Annotated in this window: 14 protein-coding genes; 7 read left to right on the forward strand and 7 right to left on the reverse strand. The window is 64.9% G+C overall.

Annotated elements, in window-relative coordinates:
- Nucleotides 1-131: 131 nt before the first annotated feature.
- The 4 genes from ABC729_RS16025 (at nt 132) to ABC729_RS16040 (ending at nt 5,342) form a co-directional block, all read left to right on the forward strand.
- A complete protein-coding gene (locus ABC729_RS16025; protein ID WP_495608539.1) occupies nt 132-2,585 on the forward strand; it encodes a TonB-dependent receptor plug domain-containing protein in 2,454 nt (817 codons plus the stop codon).
- A 152-nt stretch (nt 2,586-2,737) separates the two neighbouring features.
- Nucleotides 2,738-4,336: a flavin monoamine oxidase family protein gene (locus ABC729_RS16030; RefSeq protein WP_495608540.1), complete on the forward strand. Its 1,599-nt coding sequence runs from the start codon at nt 2,738-2,740 to the stop codon at nt 4,334-4,336.
- Between the two features lie 17 nt (nt 4,337-4,353).
- Nucleotides 4,354-4,767 (forward strand): c-type cytochrome, encoded by a 414-nt coding sequence (locus ABC729_RS16035; protein ID WP_495608541.1) that lies wholly within the window; start codon nt 4,354-4,356, stop codon nt 4,765-4,767.
- A gap of 2 nt (nt 4,768-4,769) precedes the next feature.
- Nucleotides 4,770-5,342, forward strand: a complete 573-nt coding sequence (locus ABC729_RS16040) for a GNAT family N-acetyltransferase (RefSeq protein ID WP_495608542.1) — start codon at nt 4,770-4,772, stop codon at nt 5,340-5,342.
- On the opposite strand, the gene ABC729_RS16045 is transcribed toward ABC729_RS16040, so the two are convergent.
- From ABC729_RS16045 to tsaE, 5 genes are all read right to left on the reverse strand, one after another.
- Nucleotides 5,275-5,847, reverse strand: a complete 573-nt coding sequence (locus ABC729_RS16045; RefSeq protein WP_495608543.1) for a DUF1003 domain-containing protein — start codon at nt 5,845-5,847, stop codon at nt 5,275-5,277. The genes ABC729_RS16040 and ABC729_RS16045 overlap by 68 nt on opposite strands.
- A 3-nt stretch (nt 5,848-5,850) precedes the next feature.
- Nucleotides 5,851-8,874, reverse strand: a complete 3,024-nt coding sequence (gene addB / locus ABC729_RS16050; protein ID WP_495608544.1) for a double-strand break repair protein AddB — start codon at nt 8,872-8,874, stop codon at nt 5,851-5,853.
- On the reverse strand, nt 8,874-9,614 hold the full coding sequence (locus tag ABC729_RS16055; RefSeq protein WP_495608545.1) for a nucleotidyltransferase family protein: 741 nt from the start codon (nt 9,612-9,614) through the stop codon (nt 8,874-8,876). The genes addB and ABC729_RS16055 overlap by 1 nt, the downstream gene beginning before the upstream one ends.
- A 21-nt stretch (nt 9,615-9,635) precedes the next feature.
- Entirely contained in the window at nt 9,636-10,640 is a 1,005-nt protein-coding gene (locus ABC729_RS16060; protein WP_495608546.1) for an aminoglycoside phosphotransferase family protein, read from the reverse strand.
- A gap of 126 nt (nt 10,641-10,766) precedes the next feature.
- Nucleotides 10,767-11,219: a tRNA (adenosine(37)-N6)-threonylcarbamoyltransferase complex ATPase subunit type 1 TsaE gene (tsaE, locus tag ABC729_RS16065; protein WP_495608547.1), complete on the reverse strand. Its 453-nt coding sequence runs from the start codon at nt 11,217-11,219 to the stop codon at nt 10,767-10,769.
- A gap of 162 nt (nt 11,220-11,381) precedes the next feature.
- Between tsaE and ABC729_RS16070 the strand changes: the two genes are divergently transcribed.
- The 3 genes from ABC729_RS16070 to ABC729_RS16080 all read left to right on the forward strand — a co-directional run bounded on the left by ABC729_RS16070 (nt 11,382) and on the right by ABC729_RS16080 (nt 13,307).
- Complete coding sequence (locus tag ABC729_RS16070) at nt 11,382-12,401, forward strand: NAD(P)/FAD-dependent oxidoreductase (RefSeq protein ID WP_495608548.1); 1,020 nt, start codon at nt 11,382-11,384, stop codon at nt 12,399-12,401.
- Nucleotides 12,402-12,561: 160 nt separating this feature from the next.
- A complete protein-coding gene (locus ABC729_RS16075) occupies nt 12,562-12,747 on the forward strand; it encodes a hypothetical protein (RefSeq protein WP_495608549.1) in 186 nt (61 codons plus the stop codon).
- 38 nt (nt 12,748-12,785) lie between these two features.
- Nucleotides 12,786-13,307: a hypothetical protein gene (locus ABC729_RS16080; RefSeq protein WP_495608550.1), complete on the forward strand. Its 522-nt coding sequence runs from the start codon at nt 12,786-12,788 to the stop codon at nt 13,305-13,307.
- A 28-nt stretch (nt 13,308-13,335) separates the two neighbouring features.
- Here ABC729_RS16080 and ABC729_RS16085 read toward each other — a convergent pair whose 3' ends face one another.
- Nucleotides 13,336-16,197: an ATP-dependent DNA helicase gene (locus tag ABC729_RS16085; RefSeq protein WP_495608551.1), complete on the reverse strand. Its 2,862-nt coding sequence runs from the start codon at nt 16,195-16,197 to the stop codon at nt 13,336-13,338.
- Between the two features lie 127 nt (nt 16,198-16,324).
- Nucleotides 16,325-18,010 carry a methyl-accepting chemotaxis protein gene (locus tag ABC729_RS16090; RefSeq protein ID WP_495608552.1) on the reverse strand — a complete coding sequence of 562 codons (1,686 nt, stop codon included), beginning with the start codon at nt 18,008-18,010 and terminating at the stop codon, nt 16,325-16,327.
- Nucleotides 18,011-18,043: the final 33 nt, after the last annotated feature.

Below are 18,043 nucleotides of genomic sequence, written 5' to 3' on the forward strand. Positions count from 1 at the left end.
GCCTGCACGACCGGAACACCGGCGGTGGGGACCGGACCCCGGAAAAGCGTCCCGCAAAGGGACCGTCAAACGGGAAGAAGCGCAACCGAGGAGGAAGGAACCAAACAACCGAGTTGAACAGGGGACCTCTCATGCAGGTAAACAACAGCAAGCCGGCCAAGCGCGCATCCGTGCGGAAGGTCGCGTTCGGCATCCTGTGCACGACCAGCCTCATCCCGTTCGGTTTTGCCGCCCCGGCGGCGGCCCAGGGGCTTGAGATCGAAGAGATCATTGTGACCGGTACGCGCGTGGCCAACCGCACCGCGACCGAAAGCTTGGCGCCCATCGATGTTCTGGGTGCGGGTGACCTGGAAAAGCAGGCCTTCACCGATACCAATGACATCCTGCGTACTCTGGTGCCGTCCTTCAATGTCAGCCGTAACGGCATCTCCGACGGTTCCACCTTCGTCCGTCCGCCTACGCTGCGCGGCCTGCCGCCCGACCAGACCCTGATCCTGGTGAATGGCAAGCGCCGCCACCGGTCGGCCCTGGTGCAGCTGTCCGGCGGCGCCCTTGCGGCGGGTGCCCAGGCCCCCGACCTGTCGCAAATCCCCTCCATCGCCATCAAGCAGGTGGAAGTGCTGCGCGACGGTGCGGCGGCGCAGTATGGTTCCGATGCCATCGCCGGCGTGATGAACTTCCAGCTCAAGGATGCGTCCGAAGGCGGCTCTGCCACGATCCAGTATGGCTCCACCTATGAAGGCGATGGCGATAATGCCAAGTTCGCCGCCAATGTCGGTCTGCCGTTGGGCCCCAATGGCTTCTTCAACCTGTCGGCGGAATATAGCCAGGGTGACCCGACCAACCGCGGTGTCCAGGACCCGCGCGCGCCCGCAGCCAAGACCGATCTGGCCATGAACTGGGGCGACCCGGATTCGGAAGCCACACGCGTCTTCGTGAATTCCGGCATCGACCTGACCGATACGGCGTCGATCTATCTGTTCGGCAATTACGGCGCGTCGAAGGCCAATGGCTCCTTCTATTACCGCCCGCCGACGCTGGAGCATGCCGTCAACGGCCCGACAATACCGGTCCCCGGTGATGCGAACGGGTTCCGTTTCGCTGAATGGTTCCCGCTGGGCTTCACGCCCCGCTTCTATGGTGACGTGAAGGACGCCTCCATTCTGGGTGGCTTCAAGCACGAGCTGGAAAGTGGCCTGATCTACAATGTTTCCGGCTCTTTCGGGCGCAGCCAGATCGATTATGAGCTGAAGAATACCGTCAATCCCTCGCTGGGGCCGGCAAGCCCGACCGAGTTCTATGTCGGTCGTCTGGTGCAGGAGGAAGAGAATCTCAACGTCGACCTGTCCTATCCGGTGGAGATCGGCTGGGCCACGCCTCTGAACATTGCCGTCGGCACGGAGTTCCGCCGCGAACTGTATGAGATCGGACCCGGCGACACGGCCTCCTACACGGTCGGTCCCTACGCCTCCTTCATTGATCTCCGCACCGGTCTGCCGGCGGCCCTGCCCATCGGGTCCAATGGCTATCCCGGCTTCCGTCCCGAGGATTCGGGCGAGTTCAAGCGTGATAACATCGCCTTCTACGCTGACATGGAAGGTGACGTGACCGACAGCTTCACGGTCGGTGCCGCTGCCCGGTACGAGGATTTCGACTATTTCGGCTCCACCTTCAACTGGAAGCTCAGCAGCCGTTACGACATTACCGACAGCTTCGCTGTCCGTGGCTCCGTCAATACCGGCTTCCGTGCGCCGACGCCGGGCCAGTCGCAGACCTCATCCGTGCAGACCTTCTTCCCCGCTGGCAGCTCCAGCCCGGTGGCGCGCGGCACCTATCCGGCGGCCAGCGTCGTGGCGCAGTATTTCGGTGCCCAGCCGCTGTCTGAAGAAAAGAGCGTGAACTTCGCCGGTGGTATCGTCGCCGATCTGGCTGATATCAACATCACCATCGACTATTACAACATCAAGGTTGAGGATCGTATCGCGCTGTCGGGTGACTTCAATCCGACGGCGGCCGACAAGATCGCCCTGGCAGCACTGGGTGTACCGGGTGCCAACACGCTGGGTGCCGTCAATTACTTCACCAACGCCTTTGACACCCGTACCCAGGGTGTGGATTTTGTGGCCAACACCACGGTCCCGGCGGGCGACGGCAAGGTCGACCTGACGGCGGCCGTGAACTACAACAAGACCAAGGTGATCAAGCGCAACGCCGCAGTCATCGACGATACGCGTAAGGCGGACCTGGAAAAGCAGCTGCCGAAGTTCCGTGGCAATTTCTCTGCCCAGTACACGCTGGACGCTTTCTCCATCCTGGGTCGCGCCAGCTATTTCAGCAAGTTCACCGACACGGCGAACTATGCCAAGACCTTCGGTTCGGAATGGGTGTTCGACGCCGAAATTTCCTATGATGTCTATGACGATATCAATTTCGCCATCGGTGTGCAGAACCTGTTCGACAATTACCCGGACAAGGTCGATGCGCTGGCTGGTGGCGGATATGCCGTGGGTCAGGTTTATCCCGACACCTCGCCCATGGGCTACAATGGCGGCATGTATTATGCCCGCGTGACCGTCAAGTTCTGAGCGTGAGGCACATGGCCGGGGGTGGTGGCCCATCCCCCGCCCCCGGCATTTGAAATCCCTGTCATCTCGACCTTCGCCGCCCCCGGCGTCCCCGGGGGCGGTGCTTGCGAGATCATGCCCTGAATTTCCCTTCCGAGGCGATGATGGTTGTAATGAACAACGTGCCCCCCCGCTCCCGCATGACGCGGCGCGAACTGCTGGCCATGATCGGCACGGCGGCCGGCAGCTCCGTCATGTATCAGGCGGCGACGTCCCTGGGTTATGCGGCGGAGAGCGAGTTCAAAGGCCCGCCCAACCTATCCGGCGCGCCCAAGGGCACCTCCGTCCTGATCCTGGGTGCCGGCTGGGCCGGTCTGGTAGCGGCCTATGAGCTGGGCAAGGCCGGGTACAAGGTGCAGGTCCTGGAGTACCGGGAAAAAGCCGGTGGCCGCGCCTGGACGCTGCGCGGCGGCGACACCTATACCGAGCTGGGCGGGTTCACGCAGAAGGTGGGGTTCGACAAGGGCCATTACCTGAACCCCGGCCCCTGGCGCGTGCCCTACCATCATCGCGGCGTCATGCATTACTATCACGAGCTGGGCGTGAAGCTGGAGCCGTTCTTCCAGATCAATTACAACGCCTATGTCCATTCCAAAAGCGCCTTTGGCGGCAAGCCGCAGCGCTATCGCCATGTACTGGCCGATTTCAACGGCCATGTCGCAGAGCTTCTGTCCAAGCTGGGGCACAGGGGCGGGCTGGATGGCTATGTCACCAAGGAGGACCAGGAAAAGCTGCTGGAGGCCATGCAGGACTGGGGCGCCCTGGATGATAATTACGCCTACAAGGCCAATGCCGAGACCTCCAACCGCCGTGGCTTTGAGAAGGACCCGGGCGGCGGTCTGTCGGGCGAACCCGTCTTCTCCAAACCCATCGAATTCTCGCAGCTGCTGCAATCCGGCCTGTGGCGGGCCATCGGCACAGGCTCGGGGTACGAGTTCCAGACGGCTTTGTTCCAGCCGGAAGGCGGCATGGATGCCGGCCCCCTGGCCCTGGCCGAAAAGGTGAAGGACAAGATCACCTTCAATGCCAAGGTCACCGAAATTCAGCAGGATTCCGGCGGCGTCACCGTCACCTATCAAGACACCAGGGCCGGTGGGGCCGTGAAGACGGCCAAGGCCGACTGGTGCCTTTGCACTATCCCGGCCTCCATCCTGTCGCAGATCAAGAAGAATGTGTCGTCCGACATGGATGCCGCCATCAACGCGCTGCCCTATGAGGCGGCGTTCAAGGTGGGCTTGCAGTTCAAGCGCCGCTTCTGGGAACAGGATGAGGAGATCTATGGCGGTATCACCTACACCGACCTGCCCATCTCCCTGATCGCCTATCCCAACAGCCATTATGGCGAAAAGGGCAAGGGCGTGCTGCTGGGCGCCTATCCCTGGGGTCCCTTCGCCTATGAATTCGCCTCCATGGCCCCGGAGGAGCGGGTGAAGAAATGCGTGGAGTTCGGTGCGCAGATCCACCCGCAATATCTGAAGGAATTTGATAACGGCGTGGCGGTGGCTTGGCACCGCGTGCCCTGGACGCTGGGCTGTTTCGGGTCATGGACGGAGGCGAAACGGGCCGAGCATTACAAGAATATGTGCCAGATCGACGGGCGTATCCTGCTGGCTGGTGAACATGTCTCCTACCTGCCGGCCTGGCAGGAAGGGGCGGTGCAATCGTCGCTGGACGCCATCACCCGCCTGCACCAGCGCGTCACCGCAAAATGATCATGGGGAAGAACGACATGCGCATGATCAAGCCGCTTTCCATCGCCGCCCTTTTCCTGGCCGCCCTTGCCGCAACCGGTCCCGTAGGCGCGCAGCGCACCGACGCACAAAGCAGCGATTTCGCCGATGCCCGCCGCTTTCCCTATCAGAACGGGGAACAGCTCTATCACGCCATCTGCCAAGCCTGTCACATGCCCGACGGCAAGGGCGCGCAAGGGGCCGGTGCCTATCCGGCCCTGGCCGCTAATGGCAATCTGGAGGCTGGAACTTACCCGATCCACATGGTGGTCAACGGGCAGAAGGCCATGCCCTCTTTCGCCTATCTGTCGGATGAACAGGTGGCTGCCGTTGTAAATTATGTCCGCACACATTTCGGCAACGGCTATAAGGATGCTGTGACGCCCGAGGATGTGAAGGGGATGCGGCAGTAACCATGGTGGATGAACCTGTCCTGCGGCTGGCCGTGCCTGAAGACCGGCCGGCGCTGGAGGCATTGTTGGAGCGGTCGGTACGCGATCTCAGCCAGGGTTATTACAGCCCTGGTCAGATCGATGCCTCGCTGAAGGCGATTTTCGGCATTGATGGCACCCTGATTGCCGATGGCACCTATTTCGCGGTGATGGTCGGTGACCGCTATGCCGCCTGTGGCGGGTGGAGCCGCCGCCGGACCCTGTTCGGCGGGGATCAGGCGGCGGGCCGGTCGCCGGAATTGTTGAACCCGGATATGGACGCAGCCAAGATCCGCGCCTTCTTTGTCGATCCCTCCTTCGCCCGGCGCGGCATCGCCCGGTTGATGATGAAGGCCGCCGAGCAGGCGGCACTGGCGGAGGGATTTCGCAGCCTTGAACTGATGGCCACCCTGCCGGGCGTTCCGCTTTATAAGGCACTGGGCTTTGTGGCGACCGGCACCCATGCCGAGAAACTGTCGGACGGGAACGTCATTCCGTTCGTGCCGATGCGAAAGGCGATTGGCCCAACTTCTCCACCGCCGCACGCAGCAGGGTAATTTCCTGCTGCTGCTGGCGCATCAAGGTCTCAAGCTCATCTGTGCGCAGCCGGTCCAGCTTCTCATGCAGGGCCATGATCTCCAGCTCGGCCTTCAGGTTGACCTCATAGTCCATGTTGGCCTGGGCCCGGTCCTTGGCCGCCTGCCGGTTCTGCGACATCATGATGATGGGGGCCTGCACGGCGGCCAGGGTGGACAGCATCAGGTTCAACAGAATGAACGGGTAGGGGTCCCAGGCGAAACCCCAGATGGCAGCGTTCAGCCCCATCCAGATCGCCATGACCAGCGCGAAGCCGATCACGAAGCTCCACGACCCGCCCACCGTTGCCACCCGGTCGGCCAGCCGGTCGCCTAGCGTCATGCTGGCCTCATAGTCGGAATGGCTGTTGCGGGAGATGGCGCGGCGATGGGCGATGCGGGTCAGGACACGGCGTTCCCGGTCCGACAGGACGGTTTCACCCTGGGTCAGAAGCTGCTCGGCCAGCAGGCGGATTTCATCGTTCATCTCTTACCCCTCTGCCTCTCCCCCGCCGCCGGCGGACCATTCCTTGATGCGGGCCAGATGGGCATAGTCGGTATATTTGGGGGCCCAGGCAGGACGCGGCTGGCTGTGATAGGGCATGTCGGGATCATCGAACTGATGGATCAGGTCCAACAGGCCTTCGCGCGCTTCCACCGCCAGGGCCGCCGGGTCCTCCTTCAACACCTGGATGGTGCCAGCGGGGTCGCCGCCTGACAGGCGCCAATATTCCAAGCCGTCCACCGGGGCGGGTTTCAGATGCTCAAACCCGCCGCCACTGGCGATCAGCGCCTCCAGCGGCAATTGCGGGGCCTTGCCAAGGCGCACTTCCTTGCCTGTGGGCGGGGTGCCGGTCTTGTAATCGATCAGGACCAGGCCGCCCGTGGGCGTGCGGTCGATACGATCGGCCTTGGCCGTCAGGATGAAATCGCCGCCGGGGCCGGAAAGGGTTATGCGGCCCGTCACCTCGGTCGCCAGCGGTTTGATGGTGCGCCGCCGCTCCGTCTCCTGTGCCACAAACCATTCCGCCACCCGTTCAAAGCGCGGCCACCAGAAGGCGGCCACGCCCGGCTGGTCCAGCAGGTCGCCAAACGCCCCGCGCCCGATGGCGATCAACTCGCCCAGCGGGTCGGGTGGCAGGCTGTCGGGATATTGGCGGACGAACAGGTCCAAGGCCTTGTGGATGATCTCCCCCCGCTCCGCCGCACCCGGATCGGCATCGATAGGGTCCAGGGCGGATAGGTCCAGAACCTTGGCCGCATAGATGGCATAGGGGTCGCGCATCCAGGTTTCGATCTGGGTTACGGACAGGCGGCGGGGCCGGGCCGACAGGGGCGGCTTCGGCGCGGGGGCGGGGCAGGGGCGCACCTGGGCCGGGCGGTCCAGCGCCTGCCACAGGCCGCGCCAGTAATCGCCATCCGCCTCAATCCGCCCGCGCAGGCCGGCCTTGCCCAGCACCGTATCCAGGCGCAACAGCCAGCGTGACGGCACCGTCGGCGTACCCTCCACCCGTTCCGATCGGGTCAGGTACAGGGTCTTCGCCCCGCACGACGTCGCAAAATCATGCGCCGCCTGTCCCACCATGCGTTCGGGGGCCGGCAGGCCGAAATCCCGGCGCATGGGGCGCGACATCCAGGGGTCGGGCGGCGGGGCAGGGGGCCAGGTCCCCTCGTTCAATCCCGCCAGGACCATGACGTCGAACTGCTGCAACCGGGCTTCCATCAGGCCCAGCACATGCAGGCGTGGATGCAGGCCAAAGGCGGAACGCACGGCCTTGCCGGCGATCAGCACCTCCATCAGGCCGGCATATTCCTTGCCGCCCAGCGGCGGGTAACCGTCCGCCGCCTCGCGCAGTTCATCAATGAACTTGGCGGCGGCCTCACCGTCATTGTCACGCCACAGCCGGTCGGACCCGGCCTCCCCCTCCAGCGCTGCCAACGCCTCTGCCGCCCCGACATGCAGGCGCAGCCAGTCGGACAGGGGGCGCTCCTCGCCATCCGCGACCGCCGCCGCAAGGCTGCCCATGGCAGCATCCAGCCGGTCCACCATAGTCAGGAGATCATCGCGGATGCTGGGGTTGGTGATGCGGCGGCGCTTATCGGCGGCGTCCGATGCCATGAAGCGGATGGCGTGGCGCAACCCTTCCAACCCGGCGGGCGGGCGGGGGCCGCGCAGGATGGCGGTTTCCAGCAACCGCGCCTGTCGCCGCAACTGCCCCGCCGGCCAGCCGGCCCCAGCCATCGGATGTTTCAGCAGCGATAGAAGCGGGATGGGTGCCCCCTGCACCGCCGTGTCCATGATCAGGCGCAGGTAGGACCCGACCGGTGTCTGCGCCAGGGGGCGGCCCGCACTGTCATCCACCCTTATGTCCCAGCGGCGCAGTTCGGTGGCCACGCGGCGGGCCAGATTGCGGTCAGGGGTGACCAGGGCCGCCGTCTGCCCCGGCATTTCCAGCGCCTGACGCAGGATCAGGGCGATGATGCCGGCCTCTTCCTGTGGTGTTGCGGCATCGATGCGGGTCAGGCCGGACAGGGCGCTGGGGTCCAGGTCGCCCAGATCGCGCCAGGCCTCTGTTGTGCCGGCGGGCCGCAGGGCCTCGGCAATCAGGGCCGTGCGGGCCGGCGGGCAGGACGGGGTGACGCCGACGGCAAGGGGCCAGTCCGCCACCTCATCGCGTGTCACGCCGATCCGGTCGATCAGCTGCTTCAGGCCGAATTGCGGGTGGGCGTCGTCCAGCGCCGCCCAGGTCGCGTCATCGCATTCCCGGTCCAGCCCCGGCAGCACCACAGAGCCCGTGGGCAGGCGCGCGATGGTGGCCAGCAATTCGGATGTCGCGGGGATGGAGCCGGTGGAGCCGGCGGCAATGATCGGATGGGCGGGTGGGGCCGCGCGCAGGGCCGCCGCATAGGCCAGCAGGCGGTTATTGCGTTCCTGCGCCGGGTCCACGGCCCCTTCAGCGGCCAGGATGGCGGGCCATTGGTCGACGATGATCGACAGAAAGGACAGGGTGACCTGCCAATGTTCGGCATAATCATCGGGGACCAGGGCGTGCAGCCGCTCAAACCCCACCCCTTCCGTCTGCGTCTGATCCAGCAGTTTGGCCAGTTCACGGGCCAGCCGGGCAGCCTGCGCGCGCGTCTTGGCGAAACGGTCGCCGGCGGCGGCGATGGCGCGGGCCAGCAGCAATTGCCGGCGCAAGGGCGCGATGGCGGGGGGCAGGTCCAGGCCACCGGCCTTGCCCGCCACCCCATCCATCATCAAGGATACTTCGTCCCCGTCCACATCGCCCAGCGGGGCCATGCGCGGCAACAGGATGGGCCGCCCGCCTGACAGGCGCAAAAACGCCTCCCGCAGCGACCGGACGGCGCGGGCTGTGGGCAGCAGCACCGTGAACCGGTTCAGCGCCAGCGCATCCCCACCCGCCTGTTCCCACAACCCCGCCGCCAACGCATCCACGAAGGGCAGGTTGGGGGCCAGTGTGAACACCTTGGCCGACGGCGGGGCCGGGGGCATCAGGGCACAACCTCGCGGCTGGCCGGGGCCTGGAGATGGCTATCGACCAGAGGCACGGCATTGGGCGTGCCGACATGGTACCAGTTGCCCTCATGCCGGACGCCAAAAAGACGGCCCGCTTCTTCCGCGCGCTGCCACAGCAGCAGGTTGGAAAAAGCACCGTCGGGCGTGTCGGTGAACTGCGCCGCTGTCATGATCGACACGCCGGCCATCACGAAGGGCGACACTTCCAGGTCCGGGCGCTGCGACAGGCGGCCATCGGGGTCCATCAGGTAATCGCCGCGCCCGTCATAGCCGATGGCGCTGGGCGTGGGCGTGACCAGCAGCAGGCTGTCCATCACCGCCGGGTTCCAGGCATCGGCCAGTCGCTTCAGCGCCGGCACCGGCCCGTCCAGCCAGACGATATCGGCATTGACGACAAAGAACGGCTCGTCGCCCAGCAGCGGCAGGGCGTGTTTCACACCGCCGCCCGTTTCCAGCTGTGTCTCTTCGCGCGACAGGGTCAGTTTCAGGTTGCGGCGGGGGTTCGCCGCCAGATGCGCTTCGATCTTGTCGGCCAGCCAATGGGCATTCACCACGGCCTCCTGCACGCCGACCGCTTCCAGCCGGTCCAGGGCATGATCCAGCATGGTGCGGCCACCAACACTCACGAGCGGCTTGGGCGTCTCCAAGGTGATCGGGCGCATGCGCAGGCCCAACCCCGCCGCCAGCACCATCGCCCGCTTGGGCATGAAGGACATCGAATTTTACTCCAACTTTAGTCAACGCCCAAGAATATGGGCCACAGCCCCATCGCGGGGCAAATGTTCATCCGTGAAACTTTGTATTGGCGACAAGAGCGGGTGCGCAATGGCGGCCCGGAACTGTCCCCAGACGCGGGACAGGAAGGCCAGCTGCTTGGCCTTGCCCCCACCCGCCGCCAGTTGCGCCACCCGGCCCAGGATGCGGGCATGGCGCATGGCCCCCATCACCGCGTAACTGGCCAGGAAGGCATCGCGCGCCAGGCCGGGCATGGATGCCAGATAGCGGTCGATCATTGCCGCCTGGATGGCATCGGGCACATCGCGCCGCGCATCCTGTAACAGCGACAGCAGATCGTAACTGACCGGCCCGATGCCGCCATCCTGCACATCCAGCAGGCCACAGGCCCGCACACCCGGACGGCCCAGCAGCATCAGGTTGCCGGGGTGATAATCGCGCAGCAGCAGGCTGTCGGGCACGATGCCCAACACCTGGGTCAGCACCGTTGCCCAGCCATCATCCAGCGCGCCACGCGCCGACGCTGTCAGCGAATTGCCCGCGGCGTCCATATAGGCATCACCGAACAGCGCCACTTGTCTGGTGAACAGGGTCAGGTCATAGCGCTGGATGTCCGGGGCGGTGCCGGGATCAAAGCGCTGGTGCAGGTGCGACAGGACGTCGGTCGCCACACGATAGAGCGGCCAGGGATCGTCCCCGCGTTCCAGCAGGGCGGCGAAACTGTCATCCCCGAAATCTTCCAGCAGCAACAGGCCCTGCCCCTGATCCTCGGCAAAGATCTCCGGCGCGGACAGGTCCACATCGCGCAGCAGACCGCAGAGCCGCACGAAGGGCGGCACCTGTCCCGCCCCGTCGCCGGCCGCATCCATCAGGATGGCGCGCGCGCCGTCGGCCTTTGCCAGCCGTTCATAACGCCGCGTGGACCAATCGGCCCCCATGGGCACACGGGTGGCATCGGCCCAACCAGCACGGGCCAGGAAAGCGATAATCACATCGTCGCGCATCATGCGTATACCAATCTCCCTCAAACGCCGGGCGCTGCCATCCGGCAGCTTGGCTCACGGCGCACAGGCACCGGGCTGGCCGTCGCCAGCCTCCAATCTGCCAAGGGTTAAACCCTCGGCAAATTGGTATTATATCCCCGCCACGCGGTCGGCCCAGGCACCATGGCCGGTGATGACCACCTGCCGCGCCGTCGGCCCGTCCAGGGTCAGTTGTACGTCCAGCCGGTCACGCGGCAGCAACGGGCCCAGCCGTTCCGGCCATTCGACCAGGGCACAGGCCTCGCGGGCCTCCTCCCACCCCAGTTCCACGACCTCCCCCGGATCGGTCAGGCGGTACAGGTCGAAATGCCAGATGGGCGGCGTCAGGTGTTCATAGGTCTGGACCAGGGTGAAGGTGGGGCTTGGCACCTCCTCCGCCTCATCCCCGGCCAGATGGCGGATCAGGTGGCGGGCTAGCGCCGTCTTGCCAGCGCCAAGGTCACCGCGCAGGGTTACCACGTCGCCAGCCCGCAGATGCGGGGCCAGCCGGGCGGCCAGTGCCTTGGTCGCGGCTTCATCGGCAAGGGAAAGGGTCAGGGTCATTGGGGGTGGCTTTCCAGGATCATGCCCCCAGACTCCGACAAAAGACCCCCGCCCCGCAAGGGGGCACGCAATCCCGCATCCGCGCATCCGCACTTGCCATCGCGCGCGAAACGCGGCACCAAACCCGCCAGATTTGATATCCGCCCGATGGGGAGCGTTTGCATGTCGTCCGAGAACAGCCATTCCACCGATGTCGTCATCATTGGCGCTGGCCCCGTGGGCCTGTTTGCCGTGTTTGAATGCGGCATGCTGAAGATGCGCGCCCATGTCGTGGACGCGCTCGACATGGTGGGCGGGCAGTGCGCGGCGCTGTACCCAGAAAAGCCGATCTATGACATTCCCGCCCATCCTTCCATTGATGGGGCCGACCTGATCGATAAACTGGCCGAACAGGCGGCCCCCTTCAACCCCACCTATCACCTGGGCCAGCAGGTCACGAACCTGACCCGCACCGATACCGGCTGGCGCGTGGGCACTGACAAGGGCACGATCATCGATGCCAAGGCCGTGATCATCGCCGCCGGCGTCGGTGCCTTCGGTCCCAACAAGCCGCCGCTGGACGGTCTGGAGGCCTATGAAGGGACGGGCATCTTCTATCTGGTGAAGCGGCGGCAGGATTTCGCGGGCAAGCGCATCGTCATTGCCGGCGGCGGCGACAGTGCCGTTGACTGGGCCAATTCCCTGTCGGAAGTGGCCGCCCATGTCATGGTCGTTCACCGTCGCCCCAAATTCCGTGCTGCACCCGAAAGCGTGTCCCGCCTGGATGCGCTGGTGAAGGAAGGCAAGGTGGAAATGGTGGTGCCGTACCAGCTTTCCGGCCTGGAGGGCGCGGATGGCAAGCTGACGGGCGTGCGGGTCGCCGACCTGGATGATAATGAAAAGGTGCTGGACGCCGACGTCCTGCTGCCCTTCTTTGGTCTTGCCATGAACCTGGGGCCCATCGCCGATTGGGGCCTGGATATGGAAAAGGGCCATATCATGGTCGATCAGCGCACGTTGGCCACGTCCGCCCCCGGCATCTTCGCCATCGGCGACATCGCGCATTATCCGGGCAAGCTGAAACTGATCCTGTGCGGATTCAGCGAGGCGGCGATGGCAGCGCACGCGGCGCACAGTCTGGTGCATCCCGATCATGTGCTGCACTTTGAATACTCGACCAGCAAGGGCGTGCCGGGGGCGTAAGGGGCAGCGTTCCCGTTGCGAGATGGCGTTGTGGTGGTGATGCCACGGTCCATCTCGCAATTGGCGTGTGCCGAAATGCACTATTGCCCTGGCGTTTTCTGCGCTGTAGGGTCTTGCGCTGTCTTTAAATCAGTTAACGCAATTCAGGGCGCCTTGCCACATGATCGTCACCAACGAAGCAGGCCTTAGCGAACAGGCCAAGAAAAAGGTCCGGCGCCCCTTGGCAGAAAATACGGGCCGGAAGATCAACTGGGCTCTTGCCGCAAAGAAGGCGTCAGAGTTGGTTGGTGAAGAAGGGGCATCGCTAAAGAAGGTTGGCGAATTGCTTGACGAAGCCCAGGAATAGCCAGTCTAAAATTAAACTTTTACATAGCGAAAAATATCATGGCCAAGCAGCCTTATGACGAGGCGATTGCCGGTCTGCGACTGTTTGCAGAACGGATTATCCCCGAAATTGAACGGGAATGGGGCTGCGTCATTGAGATTGACCACGCGATCCTTGATGAAAGCGCGATCAAGGCGTGTGAAACCATTGATCGTGTCCCAAAGGCAAGTCCGAATGAGTTGAAGCAAGCCAGCCATTTCGCCTTCTGGCTTCGCAAGCTGAAACCCTTGCGCGTGATCAACTTGAACTCGCTTCAGCAGTCGATTGATCAACTTAATTCCGACGGTCTTATTGTCGGTAAAATCAGTTCCGTACAGTCAATCTATGTGCCAGATGCCAGCCGCTATCTGTTCGTGAACGAGCTTTTTGCCATCTATGTGGCGTCGGGCATCTGCCGTCAGGCAGACCATGAAATTAGCCTGACCGCCGCGACTATCAACGATCTGGCCGTCTCCCTGCGCTACAATTCCTTTTCCCCTAGCGCCATCAGTGCCATCCTGACCGCGCATCTGGACCGGTAGGCCGCGACCGGTACGAGCGCACCGCCCGTCAGTCGGGGCGGTGCAAAAAGCCCCTCGTCACCCGAACCGCCTCGGCCAGACCGACCTTGCGCACCTCCACCCCCTCGGGGAAGGCACCGATCAGGCGGGATGGCATCATCGGATCCAGCAGGACGAACACGCCCTGATCATCGGCGCGGCGGACCAGACGGCCAAAGGCCTGACGCAGGCGCAGGCGGGTGATCATGTCGTCAAAGCCGCGACGGCCCGCGATCTTGTCGAAATAGTTCCGCCGCGCCTTGTGCAGGATATCGGGCCGGGGCCAGGGTACGCGGTCGAACACGATCAGGCGCAGGGAACGGCCCGGCACATCCACCCCGTCTCGCACGGCATCGGTGCCCAGCAGACAGGCATCTTCCTCGCCCCTGAAAATATCGACCAGGGTGGGCACATCCATACCGTCCAGATGCTGGGCCAGCAGGGGGATGCCAGCCTCTTCCAGCGGTTCGGCGATGCGTTCATGGACCGCTCGCAACCGCTGAATGGCCGTGAACAGGCCCAGCCCGCCGCCGCCCGCCGCCAGGAACAGTTCGCGATAGGCGGCCGCCACCTGTCCCAGATCATCCTTGCGCACATCGTTCACCACCAGCACGCGGGTCTGGCTGGCATAATCAAACGGGCTGGGCACGGCGGCGCGGAGCGCGGTGGCCCCCATGTGAACCGTGCCGGTGCGCAGGTGGGCGGCCTGCCAATCCTGCTCCACATCGCCGGTGCCGTCGGTCAATGTGGCGCTGGTCAGGACCAGACCGTGGGCGGCTGTGCCCACGGTATCGGCGAAGGGGATGGTAGGGTCCACCCAGTGGCGATACATGCCCAGGTCGAAATCCCGGCCCTCCACCCGTTCCACCCCGAACCAATCGACGAATTTGCGAGGGGTTTCATCCTTCAGGCTGTGCAGCATCAGCCGCCAGCCATTGACCTCGTTCTGCGCGCGGCGTTTGCAGGCGCGCGCCACGCTGTCCATGCGGCGGCGGGTTTCGGCCTCCAGCTCGTCGCTTTCCTCATCCAGCATCTCCTTCAACCGGTCGGCCAGCTTTTCCAGCGGCGTGGCGAGTTTCAGCAGGGCGATGTCCAGTTCGCCCGCCAGATCGACCAGCCCCTCGGCCACCGGCTTGCAGTCGGTTTCCAGGCTGTAGGGATTGTCCACGCCCTGCGCGCGGGCATAGACCTGTCCGCGCACCCCGGCCAGGAACGCCTCCAGCGGGCCCTTCACCTCCCCGCCATGGATACGCTGTGACCAGGCCTCCCCCGGCAGGATCTGGGCCGCCTGCTGGATTTCCTGCAGCAGCTCCAGGGAGACCTTATCCCCACCCACCAGATCCTCCACCCGGCGGCGCAGGCCCCGTGCCCGGCTGCGGCCCGATACCTCGGCCCCCAGCAGCCAGCGGCGCAGTTCGGCCGCCTCCGCCGCCGTCAGATGCCCGGCAAAGGCATTGTCGGCGGCGTCGAACACATGGTGCCCCTCATCGAACACGTAGCGCGTGGGGACATAGGCGTCGTCGCCGCCACCCAATGCCGCCTGCACCATGACCAGGGCATGGTTGGCGACCACAATGTCGGCCTTGCGCGCGCGCCGGACCGATTTCTCAATGAAACAGCGGGAATAATGCGAGCAGGCATTATAGACGCATTCGCCGCGCCGGTCGGCCAGCCCCAGCGTGCGCCCCTTGCCCAGAATATCGACCAGCCAGCCCGGAAAATCCCCGCCCGCCATGTCGCCATCACGCGTGGCGGCGGCCCATCGCGCCATCAGGCCGATGGCATTGGCATAGGCGGGCTGGGTATGGGCGATGTTGGCCGCTTCCTCCAGGTTCAGAAGGCAGAGATAATTCTCTCGCCCCTTGCGCACCACCACACGCTTGGCCTTCACCGCCGGGTCGGGATGCAGCCGGTCCAGTTCCTTGTCGATCTGCTGTTGAAGCTGTCTTGTGTAGGTGGAAATCCAGACGGGACCGCTGTTCTTCTCCGCCCAGACGGTGGCGGGGGCAAGGTAACCCAGGGTCTTGCCAACGCCTGTCCCGGCCTCGGCCAGCACCACGTTGGGCACGCCCTGTTCATCGCGCGGTGTGAAGGCGCTGGACACGGCGCTGGCATAATCGGCCTGCTGTGGGCGGGGTTCGGCCCCGGCCCCGCTGCCCACCAGTTCGGCCAGACGCCAGCGCGCCTCCGCCGGTTCCACGGGGATATGGCCGGGCGGTGGCTCCGGTGCCTCGGCCTGCCATTCCTTCAGATGGTTCCAGACCATCAGGCCGCGCCGCGCCCGCCCGTCGCCGGGACCATGCGGCAGGCCCAATGCCGCCATCACCGATGGCGCCCAGGTCCAGCCCGCCTGTCCCATGAACCAGCCGATGCCAGCGGCATCCGACAGTTCACGGCGTTGCTTGCGCTTCTCCCCGTCCGGTTCGGGACGGTTATTCTCGGCCAGTTCGGACAGAAGCGCGCGGGCACTGTCGATCAGGGACAGGGCCTCTGCCTCCGGGTCGGCGGGTACAGGCTGTCCCGTGGCGTCTGCCAGACCCTTGGGCGTCGGCAGGCAGAACCGCGCCGGACGGACAAAGGCGAACAGTTCCAGCAGGTCGAACGGATCGGCCATCCGTTCGGTGCGCAGTCGCCGTCCCACAGCGCGGGCATGGGCCAGGATCACGCTTTCGTGACGCAAACGATAGGCTGCCTCATCATGCGGGATCAGGTCCACCTCGCCATCCGGCGTCACCCAGGTAACGCCGCGTGCGCCCACCACAATGGCCGGCGCATCAGGCAGCAGCAGGCGCGGCGGTGCCGTGCGCAGCTTGGCAGGCGCATCGGGCACCGTATCGGCACCGGGCCGGCGGAAGGGGACAATCTCGCTCATGGCGGCGGAGTATAGGCAAGTCCCGTCGCCATGCATCAACAAAACGGGAACATCTGCCCGCCAAACAAGAAGGGCGGCCCGAAGGCCGCCCGTGAGTTGACAGGGAAGGGAAGAGAGAGCGGAACTGTCACGCCGCCCGGATGCCGGACAGGAAGGTTTCCACACGGCTTTTCATCACCTCGGCCTGTTCGCCCAACTCGCGCGCGGCACCCAAAACCTGGGTGGCCGACGCGCCGGTCTCTCCTGCTGCCTGGGTCACGCTGGCGATGTTGGATGAGACCTCACGGGTGCCCAGGGCCGCCTGCTGCACATTGCGGCTGATCTCCAGGGTGGTGGCGTTCTGCTGTTCCACGGCGGCGGAAATGGTGGCCATCGCCTCGTTGATCTGGGCGATGGTGCCGGTGATGGAGCCGATGGCCCCGACGGCATCGCCCGTGACCGCCTGCATCGACTGGATCTGCTGGGCAATCTCGTCGGTCGCCTTGGCGGTCTGGTTGGCCAGGCTTTTCACTTCCGATGCCACGACGGCAAAGCCTTTGCCGGCCTCTCCTGCCCGTGCCGCCTCGATGGTGGCGTTCAGCGCCAGCAGATTGGTCTGGCTGGCAATCTCGCTGATCAGCTGCACCACGGTACCGATGCGCTGCGCGGCCTCGGCCAGGGATTGTACCGTGTTATTGGTGCGGGCGGCCTGGCTGGCGGCATTGTCGGCGACCTGGGTCGAATGCACCACCTGACGGGAGATTTCCTGGATGGAACTTGCCATTTCCTCCGCAGCCGAAGCCACCGTCTGCACATTGGCGGCGGTCTGGTCGGCAGCACTGGCGGTGGCGGTCGCCTGGGCGCGGGTTTCCTCGGCAATGGCGGTCATGCCCTGGGCCGTGGCGTCCAGCTGGCTGGTGGCACCCGCGACGCTGCCCAACACGGCCGTCACCTCGGCATCGAAGCGGGCGATCAGTGCCTCCACCACCTGCGTCCGGCGCAGCTTCGCCTCCTGTTCGCGCGCCTGTTCAGCGGCCAGTTCATCGGCGCGGATAGCATTCTGCCGGAAGACCTCCAGCGCGCGGGCCATGCCGCCCACCTCGTCCTGGCGGTCCAGGCCGGCGATATGGATGGTCTTGTCGCCACCGGCCAGCAGGCCCATCTGGTCCGTCATGGCGCGGATGGGTCGGGCGATGGCACCGGACAGCGACAGGCCGGCGACGATAGCGATCAGCAGCGAGCCGGCAGCCCCCACGATGGTGGCAAGGTTGGCGGTGGAGAAGGCGTTCTCCAGCCCGGCACGGCGACCATCAAGCAGGCTGCGCTCAACATTCTGCACCTCCTCCACCTTGGTACGGATTGCGTCCATCCGGTTCTTGCCGACGCCCGTAGCGGCGGTGGCGCGCGTCGCGTCGCGCGTGGCGGGGTCCTTGATGCCGGCGATCATCGGTTCCGCCACTTCGCGGTTCCAGGCGTCGGACGCCTCCTTGATCGTCCGCAGACGGGCCTGCTGTTCGGGATTGTCCTTGGTCAGTTCGCTGACACGAGCGAAGCTGGCGTCGAAATTCCGCACCCCGTTATTGTAGGGTTCCAGGAAGCTGCTGTCGGCGGTCAGCATGTAGCCGCGCAGGCCCGTTTCCTGGTCGACCTTCGCCATGCTCAGCTGACGAACGGTGCGCATCACCTCATAGGTATGAACGGTTTCGGCATTGCCATTCTCGATGAAGGCCAGCTGTGCCCGGTTGATGCTACCCACCAGCGCCGAGGTCAGCACCAGTGCCCCGAAGGCGATCAGCAATTTACGGGCAATCGAAAGGTCGCGCAGTTTGTTCATGATGCCGTTTCTCCTGACCATGGTCGATTCGGG

It is taken from the genome of Niveispirillum sp. CC-CTL257 (assembly GCF_059489915.1).

Bases quoted from the DNA above. Each gene is read 5' to 3' on its own strand.
- ABC729_RS16025 (WP_495608539.1), top strand. From the start codon at position 132: ATGCAGGTAAACAACAGCAAGCCGGCCAAGCGCGCATCCGTGCGGAAG.
- ABC729_RS16030 (WP_495608540.1), top strand. From the start codon at position 2,738: ATGAACAACGTGCCCCCCCGCTCCCGCATGACGCGGCGCGAACTGCTG.
- ABC729_RS16035 (WP_495608541.1), top strand. From the start codon at position 4,354: ATGCGCATGATCAAGCCGCTTTCCATCGCCGCCCTTTTCCTGGCCGCC.
- ABC729_RS16040 (WP_495608542.1), top strand. From the start codon at position 4,770: ATGGTGGATGAACCTGTCCTGCGGCTGGCCGTGCCTGAAGACCGGCCG.
- ABC729_RS16045 (WP_495608543.1), bottom strand. From the start codon at position 5,847: ATGAACGATGAAATCCGCCTGCTGGCCGAGCAGCTTCTGACCCAGGGT.
- addB (WP_495608544.1), bottom strand. From the start codon at position 8,874: ATGCCCCCGGCCCCGCCGTCGGCCAAGGTGTTCACACTGGCCCCCAAC.
- ABC729_RS16055 (WP_495608545.1), bottom strand. From the start codon at position 9,614: ATGTCCTTCATGCCCAAGCGGGCGATGGTGCTGGCGGCGGGGTTGGGC.
- ABC729_RS16060 (WP_495608546.1), bottom strand. From the start codon at position 10,640: ATGATGCGCGACGATGTGATTATCGCTTTCCTGGCCCGTGCTGGTTGG.
- tsaE (WP_495608547.1), bottom strand. From the start codon at position 11,219: ATGACCCTGACCCTTTCCCTTGCCGATGAAGCCGCGACCAAGGCACTG.
- ABC729_RS16070 (WP_495608548.1), top strand. From the start codon at position 11,382: ATGTCGTCCGAGAACAGCCATTCCACCGATGTCGTCATCATTGGCGCT.
- ABC729_RS16075 (WP_495608549.1), top strand. From the start codon at position 12,562: ATGATCGTCACCAACGAAGCAGGCCTTAGCGAACAGGCCAAGAAAAAG.
- ABC729_RS16080 (WP_495608550.1), top strand. From the start codon at position 12,786: ATGGCCAAGCAGCCTTATGACGAGGCGATTGCCGGTCTGCGACTGTTT.
- ABC729_RS16085 (WP_495608551.1), bottom strand. From the start codon at position 16,197: ATGAGCGAGATTGTCCCCTTCCGCCGGCCCGGTGCCGATACGGTGCCC.
- ABC729_RS16090 (WP_495608552.1), bottom strand. From the start codon at position 18,010: ATGAACAAACTGCGCGACCTTTCGATTGCCCGTAAATTGCTGATCGCC.